This is a genomic window from Pseudomonas sp. S3E17 (assembly GCF_024168685.1).
Taxonomy (GTDB): Bacteria; Pseudomonadota; Gammaproteobacteria; order Pseudomonadales; family Pseudomonadaceae; genus Aquipseudomonas; species Aquipseudomonas marginalis.
In genome coordinates this window covers 3,377,612-3,396,670 of record NZ_JALJWE010000001.1, presented here as the reverse complement: position 1 = coordinate 3,396,670, position 19,059 = coordinate 3,377,612, and the positions used below count along the sequence as shown (strand labels likewise).

15 protein-coding genes and 1 pseudogene are annotated in these 19,059 nt (G+C 60.7%); 8 read left to right on the top strand and 8 right to left on the bottom strand.

What is annotated here, in order from left to right; all coding sequences use genetic code 11:
- The first annotated feature begins 48 nt into the window (after positions 1 to 48).
- A complete protein-coding gene (gene sbcB / locus J3D60_RS15150) occupies positions 49 to 1,476 on the top strand; it encodes an exodeoxyribonuclease I (RefSeq protein ID WP_253491872.1) in 1,428 nt (475 codons plus the stop codon).
- An 89-nt stretch (positions 1,477 to 1,565) separates the two neighbouring features.
- Here sbcB and mvaT read toward each other — a convergent pair whose 3' ends face one another.
- The gene (mvaT, locus tag J3D60_RS15145) at positions 1,566 to 1,940 is read right to left on the bottom strand and encodes a histone-like nucleoid-structuring protein MvaT (protein WP_003175830.1); all 375 of its coding nucleotides are present in this window, start codon (positions 1,938 to 1,940) and stop codon (positions 1,566 to 1,568) included.
- Between the two features lie 348 nt (positions 1,941 to 2,288).
- Here mvaT and purU point away from each other — a divergent pair, with 348 nt between their 5' ends.
- Together purU and J3D60_RS15135 are read left to right on the top strand one after the other, a co-directional pair.
- On the top strand, positions 2,289 to 3,137 hold the full coding sequence (gene purU / locus J3D60_RS15140; protein ID WP_065939176.1) for a formyltetrahydrofolate deformylase: 849 nt from the start codon (positions 2,289 to 2,291) through the stop codon (positions 3,135 to 3,137).
- Positions 3,138 to 3,223: 86 nt separating this feature from the next.
- Positions 3,224 to 3,409, top strand: a complete 186-nt coding sequence (locus J3D60_RS15135) for a hypothetical protein (RefSeq protein ID WP_083236364.1) — start codon at positions 3,224 to 3,226, stop codon at positions 3,407 to 3,409.
- 14 nt (positions 3,410 to 3,423) lie between these two features.
- Here J3D60_RS15135 and J3D60_RS15130 read toward each other — a convergent pair.
- From J3D60_RS15130 to J3D60_RS15120, 3 genes and pseudogenes are all read right to left on the bottom strand, one after another.
- Positions 3,424 to 4,155: pseudogene (locus J3D60_RS15130) on the bottom strand (DUF2334 domain-containing protein); the annotation flags it as partial.
- Positions 4,148 to 5,269, bottom strand: a complete 1,122-nt coding sequence (locus J3D60_RS15125) for a glycosyltransferase family 1 protein (RefSeq protein ID WP_253491871.1) — start codon at positions 5,267 to 5,269, stop codon at positions 4,148 to 4,150. The gene J3D60_RS15125 and the pseudogene J3D60_RS15130, both read right to left, overlap by 8 nt.
- Before the next feature lie 106 nt (positions 5,270 to 5,375).
- Entirely contained in the window at positions 5,376 to 7,265 is a 1,890-nt protein-coding gene (locus J3D60_RS15120; protein WP_065939174.1) for a methyl-accepting chemotaxis protein, read from the bottom strand.
- Positions 7,266 to 7,455: 190 nt separating this feature from the next.
- On the opposite strand from J3D60_RS15120, the gene J3D60_RS15115 reads away from it, so the two are divergent.
- Positions 7,456 to 8,934: a helicase HerA-like domain-containing protein gene (locus J3D60_RS15115; RefSeq protein ID WP_253491870.1), complete on the top strand. Its 1,479-nt coding sequence runs from the start codon at positions 7,456 to 7,458 to the stop codon at positions 8,932 to 8,934.
- A 4-nt stretch (positions 8,935 to 8,938) separates the two neighbouring features.
- On the opposite strand, the gene J3D60_RS15110 is transcribed toward J3D60_RS15115, so the two are convergent.
- A complete protein-coding gene (locus J3D60_RS15110; RefSeq protein ID WP_253491869.1) occupies positions 8,939 to 9,394 on the bottom strand; it encodes a DUF721 domain-containing protein in 456 nt (151 codons plus the stop codon).
- A 294-nt stretch (positions 9,395 to 9,688) separates the two neighbouring features.
- Between J3D60_RS15110 and secA the strand changes: the two genes are divergently transcribed.
- The 3 genes from secA (at position 9,689) to J3D60_RS15095 (ending at position 14,728) form a co-directional block, all read left to right on the top strand.
- Positions 9,689 to 12,424, top strand: coding sequence for a preprotein translocase subunit SecA (gene secA, locus J3D60_RS15105; RefSeq protein ID WP_253491868.1), 2,736 nt, complete (start codon positions 9,689 to 9,691; stop codon positions 12,422 to 12,424).
- Positions 12,425 to 12,547: 123 nt separating this feature from the next.
- Positions 12,548 to 13,765, top strand: a complete 1,218-nt coding sequence (gene argJ / locus J3D60_RS15100) for a bifunctional glutamate N-acetyltransferase/amino-acid acetyltransferase ArgJ (protein WP_027605527.1) — start codon at positions 12,548 to 12,550, stop codon at positions 13,763 to 13,765.
- A gap of 18 nt (positions 13,766 to 13,783) precedes the next feature.
- On the top strand, positions 13,784 to 14,728 hold the full coding sequence (locus J3D60_RS15095; RefSeq protein WP_253491866.1) for a Nudix family hydrolase: 945 nt from the start codon (positions 13,784 to 13,786) through the stop codon (positions 14,726 to 14,728).
- A 129-nt stretch (positions 14,729 to 14,857) separates the two neighbouring features.
- Here J3D60_RS15095 and J3D60_RS15090 read toward each other — a convergent pair whose 3' ends face one another.
- The 3 genes from J3D60_RS15090 to J3D60_RS15080 are packed head-to-tail and all read right to left on the bottom strand — an operon-like array spanning position 14,858 to position 18,436.
- Positions 14,858 to 15,436, bottom strand: coding sequence for a cob(I)yrinic acid a,c-diamide adenosyltransferase (locus tag J3D60_RS15090; RefSeq protein WP_027605529.1), 579 nt, complete (start codon positions 15,434 to 15,436; stop codon positions 14,858 to 14,860).
- Positions 15,437 to 15,438: 2 nt separating this feature from the next.
- The gene (locus J3D60_RS15085) at positions 15,439 to 17,472 is read right to left on the bottom strand and encodes a PAS domain-containing sensor histidine kinase (protein WP_065939169.1); all 2,034 of its coding nucleotides are present in this window, start codon (positions 17,470 to 17,472) and stop codon (positions 15,439 to 15,441) included.
- A gap of 46 nt (positions 17,473 to 17,518) precedes the next feature.
- Positions 17,519 to 18,436 carry a putative 2-dehydropantoate 2-reductase gene (locus J3D60_RS15080; protein ID WP_253491863.1) on the bottom strand — a complete coding sequence of 306 codons (918 nt, stop codon included), beginning with the start codon at positions 18,434 to 18,436 and terminating at the stop codon, positions 17,519 to 17,521.
- A gap of 123 nt (positions 18,437 to 18,559) precedes the next feature.
- Between J3D60_RS15080 and J3D60_RS15075 the strand changes: the two genes are divergently transcribed.
- Positions 18,560 to 19,045 (top strand): YajQ family cyclic di-GMP-binding protein, encoded by a 486-nt coding sequence (locus tag J3D60_RS15075; protein WP_053135814.1) that lies wholly within the window; start codon positions 18,560 to 18,562, stop codon positions 19,043 to 19,045.
- Positions 19,046 to 19,059 lie beyond the last annotated feature (14 nt).

The following is a 19,059-nucleotide window of genomic DNA, read 5'->3' as shown; positions in this document are numbered from 1 at the left end:
CACGGCTGAACGCCTAGACTTTGTCGATCTTCAGCACAGGAATAGCCCGTGACCTCCATTTTCTGGTACGACTATGAAACCACCGGCATCAACCCGCGCAGCGATCGCCCACTCCAGGTTGCCGGCATTCGTACGGACCTTGATCTCAACGAGGTCGGCCCGCCGGTCAATCTTTACTGCCAGCCCAGCGACGACATCCTGCCCCATCCCGCTGCCTGTGCCATTACCGGTATAACCCCTGGAATACTGGCGGAAAAAGGCCTGGCCGAGGCCGATTTCATGACCCGTGTACATGCCGAACTGGCGGCCCCGGGGACGTGCGGCGCAGGTTACAACACCTTGCGGTTTGACGACGAAATGACGCGCTACAGCCTGTATCGCAATTTTTTCGACCCCTACGCGCGGGAGTGGCAGGGCGGTAACAGCCGCTGGGACCTGATCGACGTGGTTCGCACTGCCTACGCCCTGCGCCCGGAAGGCATCGAGTGGCCGCAGCAGGACGGGCGCGTGACCCTCAAGCTTGAGCGCCTGACTGCCGCCAACGGCATTGACCATGGCCAGGCCCACGATGCGTTATCCGACGTGCGTGCCACCATCGCCCTGGCGCGCCTGGTGCGCGAGAAGCAGCCCAAGCTTTACGAATGGCTGTTTCAACTGCGCAGCAAGCAACGGGTGATGGACCAGGTGCGCCTGCTGCAACCCATGGTGCATATCTCCGGACGTTTTTCCGCCGAGCGTCATTACCTGGGTGTCGTGCTGCCCCTGGCCTGGCACCCGCGCAACCGTAATGCGCTGATTGTCTGCGACCTGGGGCTCGACCCCCAAGGGCTGCTGGACATGGATGCCGCGGCCTTGCGCCAACGCCTGTACACCCGTCGCGAGGACCTTGCCGAAGGCGAGCTGCCGGTGCCGCTCAAGTTGGTGCATATCAACCGTTGCCCCGTGGTCGCGCCCTTGAACGTACTGCGGGCCGAGGACCGTGGGCGCCTGCAATTGGATATGGATATTTGCCAGGCGCGAGCCCTGCGGCTAACTGACGCACAGGAACTTTGGCGCGATAAGTTGGCGGTTATTTACGCCGAGGAAGATTTTGCCCCGAGCGCAGACCCGGAACAGCAGCTTTACGAAGGTTTTATCGGGGATCGTGATCGACGGTTATGTGAGCAAGTCCGGGCGGCGGAACCTGCGCAGTTAGCCAGCCAGCAGTGGCCTTTTGATGATCACCGTTTGCCTGAATTATTGTTTCGTTACCGGGCGCGTAACTTCCCCGATACGCTGAACGGCGAGGAGCTACAACGTTGGAAACTTTTCTGTCAGCAACGTTTGGCAAATCCTGAATTCGGCGCGCCGAATACCTTGGAGGCATTTAATCAAGCCCGGCAGGAGTTGGCCGTTAGTGCGACGCCGTTTCAGCAGCAGGTGCTGGAGCAATGGCAGAGATATGCCGACTCTTTAGCCGCTCGTGTGAATCGGTAATAGCGGTTTGTAGAAAAGACGGTCAATAAAAAACGCCAGCAAGCTGGCGTTTTTAATGGGTTGCGTATCAAGCGCAGACCGGGTGAGGCTTAGCCCAGCAGGGTAGCCCAGCCTTCAACCACGTCACCGCCCCACTTGGCTTTCCACTCTTTCAGGGTTTTGTGGTTGCCGCCTTTGGTTTCAATCACTTCACCGTTGTGCGGGTTTTTGTATTGCTTGACCTTGCGCGCACGCTTGGTACCGGTAGTTTTCACGGCGCCACGGGGTGCTTTAACTTTCGACTCTGGATCCAGCAGCGCGATGATGTCACGCAGGGATTTGGAGTATTCACCCATGAGGGTGCGCAGTTTGCCTTCGAATTCCAGCTCGGTTTTCAGTTTGTCATCTTGGGACAGGTTCTTCAAACGAGCTTGCAGCTCTTTGATAGCTTCTTCGGTGGCACGGTATTCGTTGATCAGAGACATGTGGACTACCTTATGTAGAACGCTGATTGACAGGGATAGTGGCCCAATAATAGTCAGGCGGTTTCCCCAAGTAAACATTTAAGCGCGTATTCAGGTGAATTACTTTGAATGTTTGTGAAGACGCTATGCAATCGAGTTAATTAGTAGGGGCTACCCCGAAAATAATCTCCTTGAAATTCGCATAATTGCTGCAGCGTGCGCTGTTCATTCATATAGCAATGGTAAAACCATGCGCTATTAAGGGATGTGGCCAGGGCAACGGATCAGAATAAGGCTCATCGAATACTGCAGTTTTTCTGCACAATCGCTAGAATGGCGGCCTTTGCGAAGTTCTGGAGTTCCCCCCTAATGCGCACTTTTCGGCTGGTGATTGCTTGCCCGGACCGGGTCGGCATCGTTGCCAAAGTCAGTAACTTTCTGGCCTCCCACAACGGCTGGATCACCGAGGCGAGCCATCACTCGGACAACCTCAGTGGTTGGTTCTTCATGCGTCACGAAATCCGTGCCGACTCGCTGCCCTTTGGTCTTGAAGCGTTCCGCGAGGCATTTGCGCCCATCGCGGAAGAGTTTTCGATGACCTGGCACATCACCGACACCGAGCAGAAAAAGCGCGTGGTGTTGATGGCCAGCCGCGAATCCCACTGCCTGGCCGACTTGCTGCACCGCTGGCACAGCGACGAGCTGGACTGCGAGATCGCGTGCGTGATCTCCAACCATGACGACCTGCGCAGCATGGTCGAGTGGCATGGCATCCCTTACTACCACGTGCCGGTCAACCCGCAGGACAAGGAGCCGGCGTTCGCCGAGGTCTCTCGCCTGGTCAAGCAGCATGAGGCCGACGTGGTTGTGCTGGCGCGCTACATGCAAATCCTGCCGCCTGAGCTGTGCCGCGAATACGCAGGCAAGGTGATCAACATTCACCACAGCTTCCTGCCGTCGTTCGTGGGGGCCAAGCCTTACCACCAGGCTTCCCTGCGTGGCGTGAAGTTGATTGGCGCAACCTGCCATTACGTCACCGAAGAGCTGGATGCCGGTCCGATCATCGAGCAGGACGTGGTGCGTGTCAGCCACAGTGACAGCATTGAGGACATGGTGCGGTTTGGCCGTGATGTCGAGAAGATGGTGCTGGCCCGTGGCCTGCGCTATCACCTGGAAGACCGCGTGCTGGTGCACGGCAACAAGACGGTCGTATTCTGATTCAAGCGTCTTGGTTGAACAAAGAAGGGCCTGGGCGTTAAATCGCTGCAGGCCCTTTTTCATTCCCCGCACTTCAGGACCAGGCCATGACCGACCCACTTGATAAAGCCACGTCCAAGGCGCCTGCTACCTTGGGTGAGGGCTGCCTGAGTCGTTACGACCCGGATGCGCTGGAGCCGGAAGACGGTACGGACTTTCCGGGAGCAGCCGAGCTGTGGGAGCAATTGCAGGAGGCCGATGAATTGCCCGGATCCCCTGGCCGAGGTGCTTGAGCGACCACCTGTTCAGCCAGCCAGGCAGCCTTGGTCAGCGGTGCTCGCCCTGCGTCGAGTAGGCGTTGTACGGTTTCAAGCCAATAGCGGCGAGAGAATGCGTGGCGCATGTCCACCGGGTGCACGCCCAGGCGAATCACCGGGGCGGCGTGCCAGCGCTGTTCGCGACGATCGCTGATGACTCTGGACACCCCTCGGCGCCATGCACTGCGCGCACTCCAAGTCAGGCCCGGGGCGTCGATCGGCGTGAAATCGGGTAGTCGATACAGATGCTGCGGGCTGCTGGTGTAGCTCAGCGGTAGTTGGCGCAGGGCCTCGCGAGTGCCCTGGCTCATTAACCAGGCGGGTGCGACGAAGCCGTGCAACGGCCAGTCATGACGCCGGAATACTTCAATGCCATCCTGAAGACGATCAAGAGCCTGGGCTTGAGACAGTTGATAGAACTCAGCCTCATGGGTGTAGAGGCGGCGCATGAACCAGTCTTTGGGTGTGCGCGGTGCCGGTTGATCATCGCAATGGTAGTAACCGTGCAAGGCAAGTTCATCGCCCTTGGTCACGCGGCGATCCAGCAGGCGTTGAAAATCGCCGTGGGCAGTCAAGGCGTCGCGATGATGGAAGTCCGGCACCACCAACCATGTGATTGGCACGGTGCCCAGGGCATCGACGGCTTCGACAAAGGGCCGATAATCGGCCCAGTTGTGCGGCGCCACATCGTGCAGCACCAGTAATACCGAGCGCTCAGGCATGGGAAGGCATCGGCTTGTGACTGCCCAGTACCGCGTGGTAGTGGCCGAGCAGGCTGTCGACCACCGTATACCAGGCGTAATGTTGTTCTACATGACGCCGAGCCTGCGCGCCCAGGCGCCTGCTGCCGAAGTTGAACAGCTCGCGCACCGTATCGGCCATCGCCCTTGGGTTGTTTGGTGCGCACAGCAGGCCGCAGCGTTCGTCGACTATCTCCGTGAACGCGCCAGCCGCCACCGCGATTACCGGTATGCCGCAAGCCATGGCTTCGAGGATGACCAGGCCAAAGGTTTCCTGGTCGCCGCCATGCAGCAAGGCATCGGCACTGGCCATCAGCCGGGCGACATGCTGTGCCGGGCGAAACCCCTCGATGACGGTGACATTGGCCGGCACGCTGGTCGGCATGCCGGAGCCCACCAGCACCAAGTGATAGCCGTCCCCCAGGCGTTTCATGCAGCGAAGCAGGATCGGCAGGTTTTTTTCCTTGGAACCGCGCCCGGCAAAGATCAGCAGGCGGGTGTCTTCGCCGATCCCCAGCTCGGCGCGCAGGCCTGGGTCGCGGGCGTCAGGGGTAAAGGTTTGCAGGTCCACGCCCAGTGGTTGGACGAACACATTCTTCACGCCGAGCCCCATGAGCTTGTCGGCCATTACCTGGCTGGGCGCCAGTACCCGGTCGAAACTTCCATAGAGTTTGCTGACATAGGCTTCAACGTTCGGGGCAAGCCAAGACCCCATGCGGTTGCTCACCAGTAACGGTAAGTCGGAGTGGTAAAAGCCGATCACCGGCACATCCAGCTGGCGCCGGGCATCCAGCGCGGCCCAGGCGGTGAGATAGGGATCACCTACCTCGATCAGATCGGGCTGTAAGTCGTGCAGGACATTTCGCCAAGGGGCGAGGCGAAGAGGGAAGCGGTAGCCTTTACCGAAGGGCAGCGCGGGAGCCGGTACCTTGAAGATGCCATCCTGATTGCTCCATTGCGCGCCGGGAATCAGCAGGCTATGGCGAATGCCGGGCTTAAGCCTCAGGCGTCGGTGCTTGGCGTCCAGGTAAGTGCGCACGCCGCCGCTTGTCGGGGCGTAGAACATGGTTATGTCAGCGATATGCACGATGAACATCCCTCCGATCCATTGCTCTCCTAACGTGGACCTGAGCTAAGGATAGATGTTCGGTTGGCGTTCATCGTGAAAACAGTGCAGGAGCCTGACCGGCTCCTGCGGTAGTTCAAATCCGGAAGCTGCCCACCAGCTGTTTCAACCGTGCCGCCTGCTGTTCCAGGTCGGCGCAGGCGCGCAGCGTCGATTGCAGGTTTTCCACGCCTTCCTGATTGAGGGTGTTGATCTCGGTGATGTCCATGTTGATCGACTCCACGACCGAGGTCTGCTCTTCGGTCGCGGTGGCCACCGACTGGTTCATGCCGTCGATCTCGCCAATGCGCTGGGTTACGCTGTTCAAGCGTTCGCCGGCCAGGTTGGCGATTTCCACGCTGTCATGACTGTGGCGCTGGCTGTCGCTCATGGTGCTGACCGAGTCACGGGCACCGATTTGCAGTTCCTCGATCATCTTTTGTACTTGCTGTGCCGACTCCTGGGTGCGATGGGCCAGGTTGCGCACTTCATCGGCGACCACCGCAAACCCGCGCCCGGCTTCCCCGGCGCGTGCGGCTTCGATGGCGGCATTCAGTGCCAGTAGGTTGGTTTGCTGGGAAATACTGGTGATTACCTCAAGAATCTGGCCGATATTCACCGTCTTGCTGTTAAGTGCTTCGATATTGCTGCTTGAGGCACTGATCATTGCAGACAGCTGAGTCATCGCCTTGATATTGCGTTCAACCACCTGTTGACCGTCTTCGGCCAATTGCCGTGCATCGCTGGCCTGGTTGGAGGCTTGTGCGGCGTTACGCGCGATTTCCTGTGCGGCGGCGCCCAGTTCGTTGATCGCGGCAGCAACGCTGTTGGTGCGGTTGGCCTGTTCGTCGGAGTTGACCATCGACGAGTTGGACGCACTGACAACCCGCAGTGCGACTTCATTCACCTGTTGGGTGGCTGAGGACACTTCGCGGATCGATGTATGAATGCGCTCTACGAAGCTGTTAAACGCGTTACCCAGGGTGCCGAACTCATCGTGATTCTGGATGGCCAGGCGGCGAGTCAGGTCACCCTCGCCGTCGGCGATGTCCTGCATCGCGCGAGTCATCACGTGCAGCGGCTGCAGCAGCACGCGTATCAGCATACCGAGCAGGGCGATGATGATCACCACGGCAATCACGGTGGCGATTACGGCGGAGGTGCGGAATTTGCTGAGCATTGCGTAGGCTTCGTCCTTGTCCACCGATACCCCGAGGTACCAGTTCACCGAGGGCAGCCCCTTGATCCGTGTGAAAGTAACGATGTTGTCCTTGCCGTTGGCTTCGACTTCGCTGAAGTCGCCGCTGATGGTGGGCGTGTGTTTTGGGTAGACATCGGAGAGGGACTTCATCACCAGGCTTTTGTCCGGGTGTACCAGCACCTTGCCGTCGGCACTGACCAGGAACGCATAGCCCATGCCACCGAAGTTCAGTGCACCGATGTTGTCCACCAGGGTCTGCAGGCTCAGGTCGCCGCCGACCACGCCGATGCTCTGGCTGCCCTTGGCACTGGGGGTGGCGATGGAGATGATCAATTGCCCGGTGGCTGCGTCGATGTAGGGCTCGGTCAGGGTCGAACCGTTGCTGCTCTGGGCGCCTTTGTACCAGGGGCGAACGCGTGGATCGAAGCCGTCCGGCATCTTGGTGTCGGGACGGATGGTGAAGGCGCCCTGACTGTCACCCACGTAGGTGGCCATGAACGATGACGTCAGGGTTTTCTGCTCCAGCAGGCTGGCAACCGCAGCGGGTTCAGGGTTGATGGCGATGTTCTGTGCGGCGTTTTCCACCAGTGCGATACGTCCGGTCAGCCAGGTCTGGATACTGCTGGCGGTGACGTCGCCCATCTCGTGCAGGTAGCTATTGAGGTCTTCGCGTATCGCGTTACGTTGCAAATAGTCGTTATAAAGCGTGAACAGCGTAAATGCCGCGATGACGATAAGGGAGGCTGCAAGCAGGATTTTATGGCTGAAGCGCAGATTTTTATTCATAGCTTGAAGGGTCCGCTAAGGTCTTAATATCCGAAGCGCGTCCTTGTGGAACACGCGGAAGGGTAGCGTCAAAAAAAGTTTGATATTTCCGTTGGTCCCTGTAGGAACTATCTGAGCGTTTTTAGACTTTGTGGGTCTCACATCTGTCTTATCGACCTGGCGACACTAAAGATTAACCATGGGTGACGAAATGCCTGACTCCACACAACTCCTTATCGGTGCCGGTCTTGACGGCCAGCCTATTGCCCAGGCCATGCGCCTGGCCAACCGTCACGGTTTGATCGCCGGCGCCACGGGCACAGGCAAGACGGTCACGTTGCAACGTCTGGCCGAAGCGTTCAGTGATGCGGGCGTCGCGGTATTTGCCGCAGATATCAAAGGTGACCTCTGTGGCCTGGGTGCCGCCGCCAACCCTCAGGGCAAAGTCGCAGAGCGCATCGCCGGCATGGCGTTCCTTAATTACACGGCCAAGGCGTATCCCGTCACGCTGTGGGATATCCACGGGCAGTCCGGTCATCCATTGCGCACCACCATCAGCGAAATGGGGCCGTTGTTGCTCGGCAGTTTGCTGGAGCTCACGGACAGCCAGCAGTCGGCCCTTTATGCGGCGTTCAAGGTGGCAGACCGCGAAGGCCTGTTGCTGCTGGACCTCAAGGACCTCAAGGCACTGCTCAACCACCTGCGTTATCACCCGGAGTTGCTTGGCGAGGATGCGGCGCTGATGACCACCGGCTCCAGTCAGGCGCTGTTGCGGCGTCTGGCAGTATTGGAGCAGCAGGGCGCCGAGGCGTTGTTTGGCGAGCCGGCCCTGCAGCTTGAAGACATCTTGCAGCCCACCCGCGAAGGACGCGGGCGTATCCATCTGCTGGACGCCAGCCGCCTGGTGCATGAAGCCCCGAAAGTGTACGCGACCTTCCTGTTGTGGCTGTTGGCGGAATTGTTCGAGCAACTGCCAGAGCGCGGCGATGCCGACAAACCGTTGCTCGCGCTGTTTTTCGACGAGGCGCATTTGTTGTTTGCCGACACGCCCAAGGCTTTGCAAGAGCGCTTGGAACAAGTGGTGCGGCTGATCCGTTCCAAGGGCGTGGGGGTGTATTTCGTCACCCAATCGCCGGGCGACCTGCCGGACTCCGTGCTGGCGCAACTGGGTTTGCGCATCCAGCATGGCCTGCGGGCGTTCACCACGAAAGAACAGAAATCCTTGCGGGCGGTCGCAGACGGGTTCCGGCCGAACCCGGCGTTTGATGCGTTATCGGTGTTGACCGAGCTGGGCACGGGTGAGGCATTGGTGGGCACCTTGCAGGAAAAAGGTACGCCGGAAGTCGTCCAACGCGTACTGGTCGCGCCGCCGCAATCGCGAATCGGGCCGCTCAGTTCGGCTGAGCGCGCTGCATTGGTGGCCAGTTCGCCCTTGCAGGGGCGCTATGACAAGCCGATTGATCGCGAGTCGGCCTATGAAGTATTGATGGCGCGCAAGGCGCTTGGACCGACCGAAGAGACCAGGCAGGTCGACGAGGAGCCGAGCTTTACTGATAAGGCCGGGGCGTTTCTGGGAACCACCGCAGGCAAGGCGCTGAAATCCGCGATGCAGCAGGCCGCCAATCAGATGGGGCGCCAACTGGTGCGTGGTTTGCTGGGGTCTTTGCTGGGCGGCAGCAAGCGCAAGTAGCGGTTCAGGGTTTGGGCTTGCCATGGGCGGCCAGCCGTTCAAGAGCCGCGCGCAGGCCCGGATCGCTGATCCCGTCGGCCGTGGCCTGAATCGTCTCGGCCGCCGTCTCCGACAAGTCCATCGTGTGGCCCGCCGCGCCTTGTTGCACGGTCGGCGGCTGCACCTTGAACTGGATGCGCGTCAAGTTGGCGAACTCATCGAACGCCATCAATTGACGCTGCAGGCGTTTTTGCTGATAGCGCAGGCGGGTCGCCCAGTGGCCATCTGTGACAATCAGCAGCAGGTTGCCTTCACGCCAGGACGCCACGTGGCAATGCTCACGGGCGGCCGGTTGAAGTTGGCTTTCGAGCAGGCGTTGCAAATGGCCCAAGCGTTGCGCATGGCCAAAGATGGCTTTCAACGGCTTGGCTTCGCGAAGCAACACGCTGGGCGCGCGGGCTGTAAGAGGGCGAAATGCCATGATTGGACACCTTAAGTAACAGAGCGGCCATCTTAGCAGAAAGCGTCTACGCGGCCCCGGGCAATGCATTGCCGGGGCTTTATCCACAAAATCAATGAGCTCCACGGGTTGAAGTTCGCGCAAAAGCCCTTATTTTAAACAAGCCCTCTCACAGCCCCTTGCCCGCCTCGGGGAACAACGCCACTTTCCTCACCCACGATTCCGGGTAGAATGCGCGTTCGCATGCGGCCGTGAGGGCTGCTCGGGCCACTCACGGTGCGCCCTCCATCCCTATGTGTGGAAGAACCTGCCGATATGTTTGCGCCTTTGTTAAAGAAACTTTTTGGAAGCAAGAATGAGCGCGAAGTCAAACGCATGCTCAAGACGGTGCAGCTGGTCAATGCCTTCGAAGAGCAGATGGTTGCCCTTTCGGACGAGCAATTGCGCGCCAAGACCGAAGAGTTCAAGGCCCGCATAGCCAAAGGTGAAACCCTCGACAAGCTGCTTCCCGAAGCCTTTGCGGTTGCCCGTGAAGCCGGTAAGCGTGTCATGGGCATGCGCCACTTCGACGTCCAGTTGATCGGCGGCATGACCTTGCATGAAGGCATGATTGCCGAAATGCGTACCGGTGAAGGCAAGACCCTGGTAGCAACCCTGGGTGTTTACCTCAACGCACTGTCCGGCAAGGGCGTGCACGTTGTGACGGTGAACGACTACCTGGCTCGCCGGGACGCCAACTGGATGCGCCCGCTGTATGAATTCCTCGGCCTGACCGTCGGCGTGGTAACGCCGTTCCAGCCGCCGGAAGAGAAGCGCGCCGCCTACGCCGCCGACATCACCTACGGTACCAACAACGAATTCGGTTTCGACTACCTGCGCGACAACATGGCGTTCAGCATGGAAGAAAAATTCCAGCGCGAACTCAACTTTGCCGTGATCGACGAAGTCGACTCCATCCTCATCGACGAAGCCCGTACCCCGCTGATCATCTCCGGCCAGGCCGAAGACAGCTCGCGCCTGTACACCGAGATCAACAAGTTGATCCCGCGCCTTGAGCAGCACATCGAGGAAGTGGAAGGCGTGGTGACCAAAGAAGGTCACTTCACCATCGACGAGAAGACCCGCCAGGTCGAACTCAACGAAGCCGGTCACCAGTTCGTCGAAGACATGCTGACCCAGATCGGCCTGCTGGCCGAAGGCGAGAGCCTGTACTCGGCGCACAACCTGGGCCTGCTGACACACGTGTATGCCGGCCTGCGTGCCCACAAGCTGTTCCATCGCAACGTCGAATACATCGTGCAGGATGGCCAGGTCGTACTGGTCGACGAACACACCGGGCGTACCATGCCGGGCCGTCGTCTGTCCGAAGGCCTGCACCAGGCCATCGAAGCCAAGGAAATGCTCAACATCCAGGCCGAAAGCCAGACGTTGGCCTCCACCACCTTCCAGAACTACTTCCGCCTTTACAACAAGCTGTCCGGCATGACCGGTACCGCCGACACCGAAGCGTTCGAATTCCACCAGATCTATGGCCTGTCCGTGGTGGTCATCCCACCGAACAAGCCGCTGGCCCGTAAAGACTTCAACGACCTGGTGTTCCTGACCGCCGAAGAGAAATACGCGGCGATCATCAACGACATCAAGGACGGCATGGCCCAGGGTCGTCCGATCCTGGTGGGTACCGCCACCATCGAGACTTCCGAGCACGTGTCCAACCTGCTCAACAAGGAAGGCATCGAGCACAAGGTCCTCAACGCCAAGTTCCACGAAAAAGAAGCCGAGATCATCGCCCAGGCCGGTCGCCCAGGCGCGCTGACCATCGCCACCAACATGGCCGGTCGTGGTACCGACATCCTGTTGGGCGGCAACTGGGAAGTGGAAGTGGCCTCGCTGGACGATCCGACCCCTGAGCAGATCGCCCAGATCAAGGCAGACTGGCAGAAACGCCACCAGGCCGTGCTGGAATCCGGTGGCTTGCAGGTGATCGCCTCCGAGCGCCACGAATCCCGTCGTATCGACAACCAGCTGCGCGGTCGTGCCGGCCGTCAGGGTGACGCCGGTTCCAGCCGTTTCTACCTGTCCCTGGAAGACAGCCTGATGCGTATCTTCGCCTCGGATCGGGTGAAGAACTTCATGAAGGCCCTGGGCATGCAGTCCGGTGAAGCGATCGAGCACCGCATGGTGACCAACGCCATCGAGAAGGCCCAGCGCAAGGTAGAAGGCCGTAACTTCGACATTCGTAAGCAACTGCTCGAGTTCGATGACGTCAACAACGAACAGCGTAAAGTGATCTATCACATGCGTAACACGTTGCTGGCCGCCGACAACATTGGCGAAACCATCGCCGATTTCCGTCAGGACGTGCTCAACGCCACCGTCAGCGCACATATCCCGCCACAATCGCTGCCTGAACAGTGGGATGTCGCTGGCCTGGAAGCGGCGTTGAAGAGCGACTTCGGTGTCGACTTGCCGGTCCAGCAATGGCTCGACGAAGACGACCACCTGTACGAAGAAACCCTGCGCGAGAAGCTCATGACCGAGCTGCTGGCCGCGTACAACGAGAAAGAAGAGCAGGCGAGTGCCGAAGCACTGCGCACCTTCGAGAAGCAAATCGTACTGCGCGTGCTGGACGACCTGTGGAAAGACCACCTGTCGACCATGGACCACCTGCGTCACGGCATCCACCTGCGTGGCTATGCCCAGAAGAACCCGAAGCAGGAGTACAAGCGCGAGTCGTTCACGCTGTTCTCCGAGTTGCTGGATTCGATCAAGCGCGATTCGATTCGCGTGCTGTCCCACGTTCAGGTGCGTCGCGAAGACCCGGTCGAGGAAGAAGCGCGCCTGCGCCAGGAGGCCGAGGCACTGGCTGCGCGCATGCAGTTCCAGCACGACGAGGCACCGGGTCTGGAAGCGCCTGAAGTTCTGGGTGAAGAGGTCGATGTAGTCCTGGCCCAGACCCCGGTTCGCAACGAGCAGAAGCTGGGCCGCAACGAACTGTGCTGGTGCGGTTCGGGCAAGAAGTACAAACACTGCCACGGCGAAATCAACTAAGATTTTTGCCTGACGCTGCTACACCCCGCGCCGCGACCGGCCCCTGCCGTCGCGGCGTTTTGCCATTAATTTCACCGTCGATCACGACGGCACAGACATCACCTATTTTTAAGGAGCGCATTCATGGCTGTTGGTCTTGGTCCTTTGCCCACATTGCACCCGGTTGCCGGTTTTGAGCTCGGTATCGCTTCGGCCGGCATCAAGCGCCCAGGGCGCAAGGATGTGGTGGTGATGCGCTGTGCCGAAGGCTCGACCGTTGCGGGCGTGTTCACCCTCAACGCCTTCTGCGCCGCGCCGGTGATCCTGGCCAAGCAGCGTGTTGCCGGCTCGATTCGTTACCTGCTGACCAACACCGGCAATGCCAACGCCGGTACCGGTGAGCCTGGGCTGGTCGCCGCCGCACGTACCTGCGCCAAGCTGGCCCAACTGGCCGGCGTGGACGCCAGCCAAGTGCTGCCATACTCCACCGGCGTCATCGGTGAGCCGTTGCCGGTCGAAAAAATCGAAGGCGCCCTGCAAGCCGCGCTGGACGACCTGTCTGTGGATAACTGGGCGGCAGCCGCCACCGGCATCATGACCACCGACACCCTGCCAAAAGGCGCGAGCCGCCAGTTCGTGCACGACGGCGTAACGGTTACCGTGACCGGTATCAGCAAGGGCGCGGGCATGATTCGCCCGAACATGGCCACCATGCTTGGCTACATCGCCACCGACGCCAAGGTTTCCCGCGATGTGCTGCACAGCCTGATCCTGGACGGCGCCAACAAGTCGTTCAACCGCATCACCATTGACGGCGATACGTCCACCAATGACTGCTGCATGCTGATCGCCACCGGCCAGGCCAACCTGCCGGAAATCACCGAGGCCAGCGGCCCGCTGTTCGCGGCGTTGAAGCAGGCGGTGTTCGAGGTGTGCATGGACGTGGCCCAGGCCATCGTGCGTGACGGTGAAGGCGCGACCAAGTTCGTGACCGTTGAAGTCAACGGCGGCGGCAACCACCAGGAATGCCTGGATGTCGGCTACACCGTGGCGCACTCGCCGCTGATCAAGACCGCGCTGTTCGCCTCCGACCCGAACTGGGGCCGTATTCTGGCTGCCGTCGGCCGTGCCGGCGTGCCGGACCTGGATGTGAGCAAGATCGACGTGTTCCTTGGCGACGTATGCATCGCCAGCCGTGGCGCCCGTGCCGAGACCTACACCGAAGCCCAGGGTTCGGCGGTGATGCAGCAGGAAGAAATCACCATCCGCATCGAACTCGGTCGCGGTGAGTGCAGCGAAACCATCTGGACCACCGACCTGTCCCACGAGTACGTGAAGATCAATGCGGAATACCGCACCTGATAGAAGAGGATAAGCGCGGTGAAACGAGTGCATGTAGCAGCAGCGGTGATCCGCGGTGTCGACGGCAGGATCCTGCTGGCGCGCCGTGCCGATACCCAGCATCAGGGCGGCCTGTGGGAGTTTCCCGGTGGCAAGGTGGAGGCCGATGAGTCGGTCGCCACGGCCCTGTCCCGTGAGTTGCAGGAAGAGCTGGGTATCCAGGTCACCACGGCGCGACCGCTGATCAAGGTGCAGCATGACTACCCGGACAAGCAGGTGTTGCTGGATGTCTGGGAAGTCTCGGCTTTTACCGGCGAGCCCCACGGTGCCGAGGGACAACCGCTGGAATGGGTGGCCCCGCGCGATCTGCCCCACTATGAGTTCCCGGCCGCCAATGCGCCAATCGTGGCGGCTGCGCGCTTGCCGGCCGACTACCTGATCACGCCGGGCGAGCTGGAAACGCCCACGCTCTTGCGCGGGATCCAGAAGGCTATCGCCGGTGGCATTAAGCTGATCCAGCTGCGGGCGCCCAACGGTTACGACCCCAAGTACCGCGACCTTGCGGTAGATGCGGTGGGCCTGTGCGCCGGTAAGGCGCAGTTGATGCTCAAGGGACCGTTTGAATGGCTCGGGGACTTTCCGGCAGCCGGCTGGCATATGACCTCGGCCCAACTGCGTAAATATGCGAGCAAGGGCCGGCCGTTGCCGAAGGACCGCTGGTTGGCGGCGTCATGCCATAACGTGGAAGAATTGGCGTTGGCGGAGTTGATGGACGTGGATTTTGTCACGCTGTCGCCGGTGCAGCCGACCCAGACCCATCCCGATGCGCAGCCGTTGGGCTGGGAACAGGCGGCAGAGTTGATCCGTGGGTTCAGCAAGCCGGTGTTTCTGTTGGGTGGGGTAGGGCCTGCTGAGCGGGAACAGGCTTGGGAAGCCGGCGCTCAAGGTGTCGCAGGGATTCGGGCGTTCTGGCCTGAGGTTTGATGCTGTTCTGAAGGGCCCTATCGGGAGCAAGCCCCCTCCCACATTCGACCGGGTTCCAACTTTGGAATGTGATCAAAGTGTGGGAGGGGGCTTGCCCCCGATGAGGCCCTATCAGTCACCGAATCATCATCAGTGTGGCTTCGCCGCCGCCTGCCACAACACTTCCGCCACCCCCTGGCGCCTGGCAATCACCCTTGCCGCCACAAACAGCAAATCCGACAGCCGATTGATATACGCCAACCCCACCCCTTCCAACGGCTCGACAGCATTCAGGTGCTGACAGCGCCGCTCGGCACTGCGCGCCAGGCTGCGGCACACATGGGCCTGGGCAATCAGCGCTGAACCACCGGGCAGGATGAAATTCTCCAGGGGCCCGAGCTCTTCGTTCCAGCGATCGATCGCCGCTTCCAGCCGATCCACTTCCGCTGCGTTCAATGCCTTGTACTCCGGCATGGCCAACTCCCCACCCAGATCGAACAATCGATGCTGGCAAGGCGTAAGCACCTCGATCACGTCCTGTAAGCCTGGATGCTGCCCGCCGAGGGCTTCGAGATACGCCAGCAGTAACCCCAACTGGCTATTGAGCGTATCGACCTCGCCGATGGCCTCCACCCGGGGATGGTCCTTGGGCACGCGGCGGCCGTCGCCGAGGCCGGTTTCGCCTTTATCGCCAGTGCGGGTGTAAATCTTCGACAGGCGAAAGCCCATGGTCAGTGCTCCAGTTGGGTGAGTTCGTAAGGTGGCAGTTGGCCCGCCAGGGGCAGGCGCAAGGTGAAGCAGGTGCCTTGGCCGAGGGTGGAATGCACCTCCATCTGGCCCTTGTGGTTGTTGGTGATGATGAAGTACGACACCGATAGCCCAAGCCCGGTGCCCTGGCCGATTTCCTTGGTGGTAAAGAACGGCTCGAAGGTGCGTTTGCGCACGTTTTCGCTCATGCCGATGCCATTGTCTTCCACCTGGATTTCCGCCCACGGCGGGTTAAGGCGCGTGCGCAGGATGATGCGCCCCGGTTCGCTGTCGTCCTCGCGCAGGTGAATGGCCTGGGCGGCGTTTTTCAGCAGGTTGAGCAGCACCTGTTCCAGTTCGTTGGCCGTGCCGGGCACGGGGCCCAGTTGTGGGTCGAACTGGCGGATGATCGCCTGGCCCTTGAAATCGAAGCCAATGGCCAGGTCAAAGTCGTTACCGGCGATTTCTACCGCCTGGTCGATCAGCGCCGGCAAGTCGCAAGGCGCCATCTGCCGGTTGCTGCGGCGGCTGAAGCTGAGCATGTGGGTGACGATTTTCGCCGCCCGTGCCCCCGCCTGCTGGATACCGTCGAGCAGTTGCGGCACTTCGCGGCTTTGCAGGTAGCGGTTGACGGTGTCCAGCTCAACCCCCACCTGCTCGGCGTGTTCCAGGTTCTTGGGCAAGTCGGGGGACAGGCGCCGGCGAATGTTCTGCACGTTATGCAGGATCGCCCCCAGCGGGTTGTTGATCTCGTGGGCCATGCCGGCGGCAAGTCCGCCGACGGAGAGCATTTTTTCCGACTGCACCATCATCTCTTCCAGTGACAGGCGCTGGGTGATGTCGTCGATACGGATCACCACGCCGCGCCCGGCACCGCCCATCAGTGGGTAGAAGGTCAGGGCGTAATGCTTGGGTTCGTCGTCCTTGATCCAGGTGACGCGCTCGATGCGTTCCACGGTGTGTTGTTCCACCGTGGCCTTGATCTGCGGCAGGTACGGCTTGAGCGGCTGGAAGGCGAGGTAGATCGGTTGATTCAGCGCTTCGTCCAGGCGTGTGCCGGACAGGGCCGTGGCCTCCTGATTCCATTGGGTGACGTAGAGCTGTTCGTCCAGGGCGATCAGTGCCGAAGGCATCGAGTCGATGATGCTGTTCAGGTAGTTCTGGAAACCGGTGAGCTTTTTCTCGATCTTGCTGCGTACCTGGACTTCCAGCTCCAGCTTGCGGTTGGTGTGGCGCGTCTCTTCGGCCAGGCCTTGTGCCTGGTCGTAGGCCGCCTGGGAATCGTCCCGCGCGCGCTTGAGCTGCTGCTCCCGGGCTTCGATGCGCGACAGCATGGTGTTGAAGGCTTCGGCCAGGCTGCCGATTTCGTCGTGGTTGCCTGGGCCGGCGCGCAGGGCGTAGTTCTCTTCGCGGGTCACCTGGCGTGACAGCTCTTCGAGTTCATGGATCGGCCGGGTGATCAGGCGTTTGATCTGCCGGGCGATGATCAACCACAGCAGCACACTGAAAATCAGGATGCCCAGGCTCGCCGTCAATGTGCCGGTATAGAAGGCCACCGGCAGCTCACTGCTGGCCACCAGCAGCAGGTGGCCGGACGGTTGGCCGGGACGGGGCAGGGTGATGACCTGGTTACTGCGAAATTCGGTCACTCGCCAGGCTTCGATATGCCGGTAGTTGTCCGGCAGGTGCAGGCGATCGCCGTGTTGCATCTGCGCCAGGCGGTTGCCTTCGCCGTCGTACAGGGCGGCGGCGCGCAGGGGCGAATAGCTGGTCAGTTCATTGAGCAGCGCATCGGCCTTGGCCGGGGATTCAAGGGCTTCGGCGGCGAGGGCCGGGTTGGAGACCAGCCGGCCGATGGCCTGCAAGGCCTGGGGCGCCATGCTTTCCTGGGAGATCCAGTAGGCGGCGCTGATAAAGGTCAGGTTGGCCACCAGCAGGACGGTGGTCAGCAGCACCAGCAGGGCGGCCAGCAGTTTCTGCCCGACCGGTAGGTTTTCTAGACGCTGGCGCAGCGGCATCAGGGTTTTCCCAGGTGATAGACAGGCGGGCAGGGTAGCGCGTGCCTCAGTCGCGGGGCAATCCGCGTGCAAGTAACTGCTCGACCAGGCGCACTTGCAGTTGTTGCACATGGGGCAGGCTCAATTGGTGTCGGGCGGCCGCCTGGCAAGCATAGCCCAACAAGTAGCTGATTTCGGTGCGGCGGGCGTTGGCCACGTCCTGGAACATGGAGGAATAATTGGCGGCCGTGGCCTGGATGACCCGTTCCACTTCCTGGTGCAGATCCAGCGCGGCGGCGGGTTGGCCGCAGCATTCCAGCAGTTCGCCAAGCTCGGCACACAGGGTCGCGACTTCACATTGATGGTTCTGCAATTCGCCGTTGCGGCACTGGTAAAGCACCGTCAGCGGGTTGATCGCGCAATTGAGCGCCAGTTTGCGCCACAGGCGCGTCAGGATGTCGGTACTCCATTCGTGGGGGATGCCCGCAGCGTGCAGGTCGTCCAGCCACCGCGGTGGGGTAGGGTGGCTCGCGTCCCCCAGCCAGGTGTAGCCATGGCCGGCGAACACCACGCGCCAGTCACCGTCGCGAAACGCGCCTTCGGTGCTGGAGGCAAAAATGCAGCGCGCCTGGGGCAGTTGCGCGGCCACCGCGTCCTGGCTGCCGAGGCCGTTCTGCAGCAGGATCAGCTCGGCGTCCGGTGCCAGGCGGTGTTGCAGTTGTGCGACAGCGCTCTGGGCGTCGTAGGCCTTGCACGCTACCAGCAGGCGATGAATCGGCTCGGGGCTGTCGGGCGTTTCGGCGAACACCGGGTAGGTGTGGGCGACGCCGTGTTCCACCAGGGTCAAGCCGGGTGAAGCCCGGTAGCTGGCCAGGCGCGCGGCATCGCGCAGGATCAACCTGACGGGCAAGCCGGCACGAGCCAGGCGGGTGGCCCACAGTGTGCCCAGGCTGCCCGCGCCGAGAATATGCCAGGTGGTCGACATCAGTTTTTGCTCCGCAGGTTCGCTCACAGTGAACGGGACGAAAGAACCGCTATAATGCCCCGGCATTTTAGCTCGGGCGCGCTCCATCTCTACTGAACCCGCCCCTTATATTGGAGAAATCACATGCCTTCGTTCGACGTGGTATCTGAACTGGACAAACACGAAGTCACCAACGCCGTCGAGAACGCCGTCAAGGAGCTGGACCGCCGCTATGACTTGAAAGGCAAGGGCAGCTTCGAATTCAAGGAAAAGGAACTGACCGTCAACCTGACCGCTGAAGCCGATTTCCAGCTGGAAGCGATGATCGAGATCCTCAAGCTGTCGCTGGTCAAGCGCAAGATCGACGCGCAGTGCCTTGAAATCAAGGACGCCTACGCCTCCGGCAAGCTGATGAAGCAGGAAGCCGTACTCAAGGAAGGTATCGACAAGGAGCTGGCGAAGAAGATCGTCGCCCATATCAAGGATGCCAAGCTGAAAGTCCAGGCGGCCATCCAGGGTGAGCAGGTTCGTGTCACCGGCAAGAAGCGTGATGACCTGCAGGACGCCATTGCCGCCCTGCGCGCCAAGACCTTCGACATGCCGCTGCAGTTCAATAACTTCCGCGACTGATGGCACATTGGGGA

What these genes read in the sequence shown, in the direction of transcription:
- mvaT (WP_003175830.1), bottom strand. Translation starts at nt 1,940, where the DNA reads ATGTCTCTGATCAACGAATACCGTGCCACCGAAGAAGCTATCAAAGAG.
- purU (WP_065939176.1), top strand. Translation starts at nt 2,289, where the DNA reads ATGCGCACTTTTCGGCTGGTGATTGCTTGCCCGGACCGGGTCGGCATC.
- J3D60_RS15135 (WP_083236364.1), top strand. Translation starts at nt 3,224, where the DNA reads ATGACCGACCCACTTGATAAAGCCACGTCCAAGGCGCCTGCTACCTTG.
- J3D60_RS15125 (WP_253491871.1), bottom strand. Translation starts at nt 5,269, where the DNA reads ATGTTCATCGTGCATATCGCTGACATAACCATGTTCTACGCCCCGACA.
- J3D60_RS15120 (WP_065939174.1), bottom strand. Translation starts at nt 7,265, where the DNA reads ATGAATAAAAATCTGCGCTTCAGCCATAAAATCCTGCTTGCAGCCTCC.
- J3D60_RS15115 (WP_253491870.1), top strand. Translation starts at nt 7,456, where the DNA reads ATGCCTGACTCCACACAACTCCTTATCGGTGCCGGTCTTGACGGCCAG.
- J3D60_RS15110 (WP_253491869.1), bottom strand. Translation starts at nt 9,394, where the DNA reads ATGGCATTTCGCCCTCTTACAGCCCGCGCGCCCAGCGTGTTGCTTCGC.
- secA (WP_253491868.1), top strand. Translation starts at nt 9,689, where the DNA reads ATGTTTGCGCCTTTGTTAAAGAAACTTTTTGGAAGCAAGAATGAGCGC.
- argJ (WP_027605527.1), top strand. Translation starts at nt 12,548, where the DNA reads ATGGCTGTTGGTCTTGGTCCTTTGCCCACATTGCACCCGGTTGCCGGT.
- J3D60_RS15090 (WP_027605529.1), bottom strand. Translation starts at nt 15,436, where the DNA reads ATGGGCTTTCGCCTGTCGAAGATTTACACCCGCACTGGCGATAAAGGC.
- J3D60_RS15085 (WP_065939169.1), bottom strand. Translation starts at nt 17,472, where the DNA reads ATGCCGCTGCGCCAGCGTCTAGAAAACCTACCGGTCGGGCAGAAACTG.
- J3D60_RS15080 (WP_253491863.1), bottom strand. Translation starts at nt 18,436, where the DNA reads ATGTCGACCACCTGGCATATTCTCGGCGCGGGCAGCCTGGGCACACTG.
- J3D60_RS15075 (WP_053135814.1), top strand. Translation starts at nt 18,560, where the DNA reads ATGCCTTCGTTCGACGTGGTATCTGAACTGGACAAACACGAAGTCACC.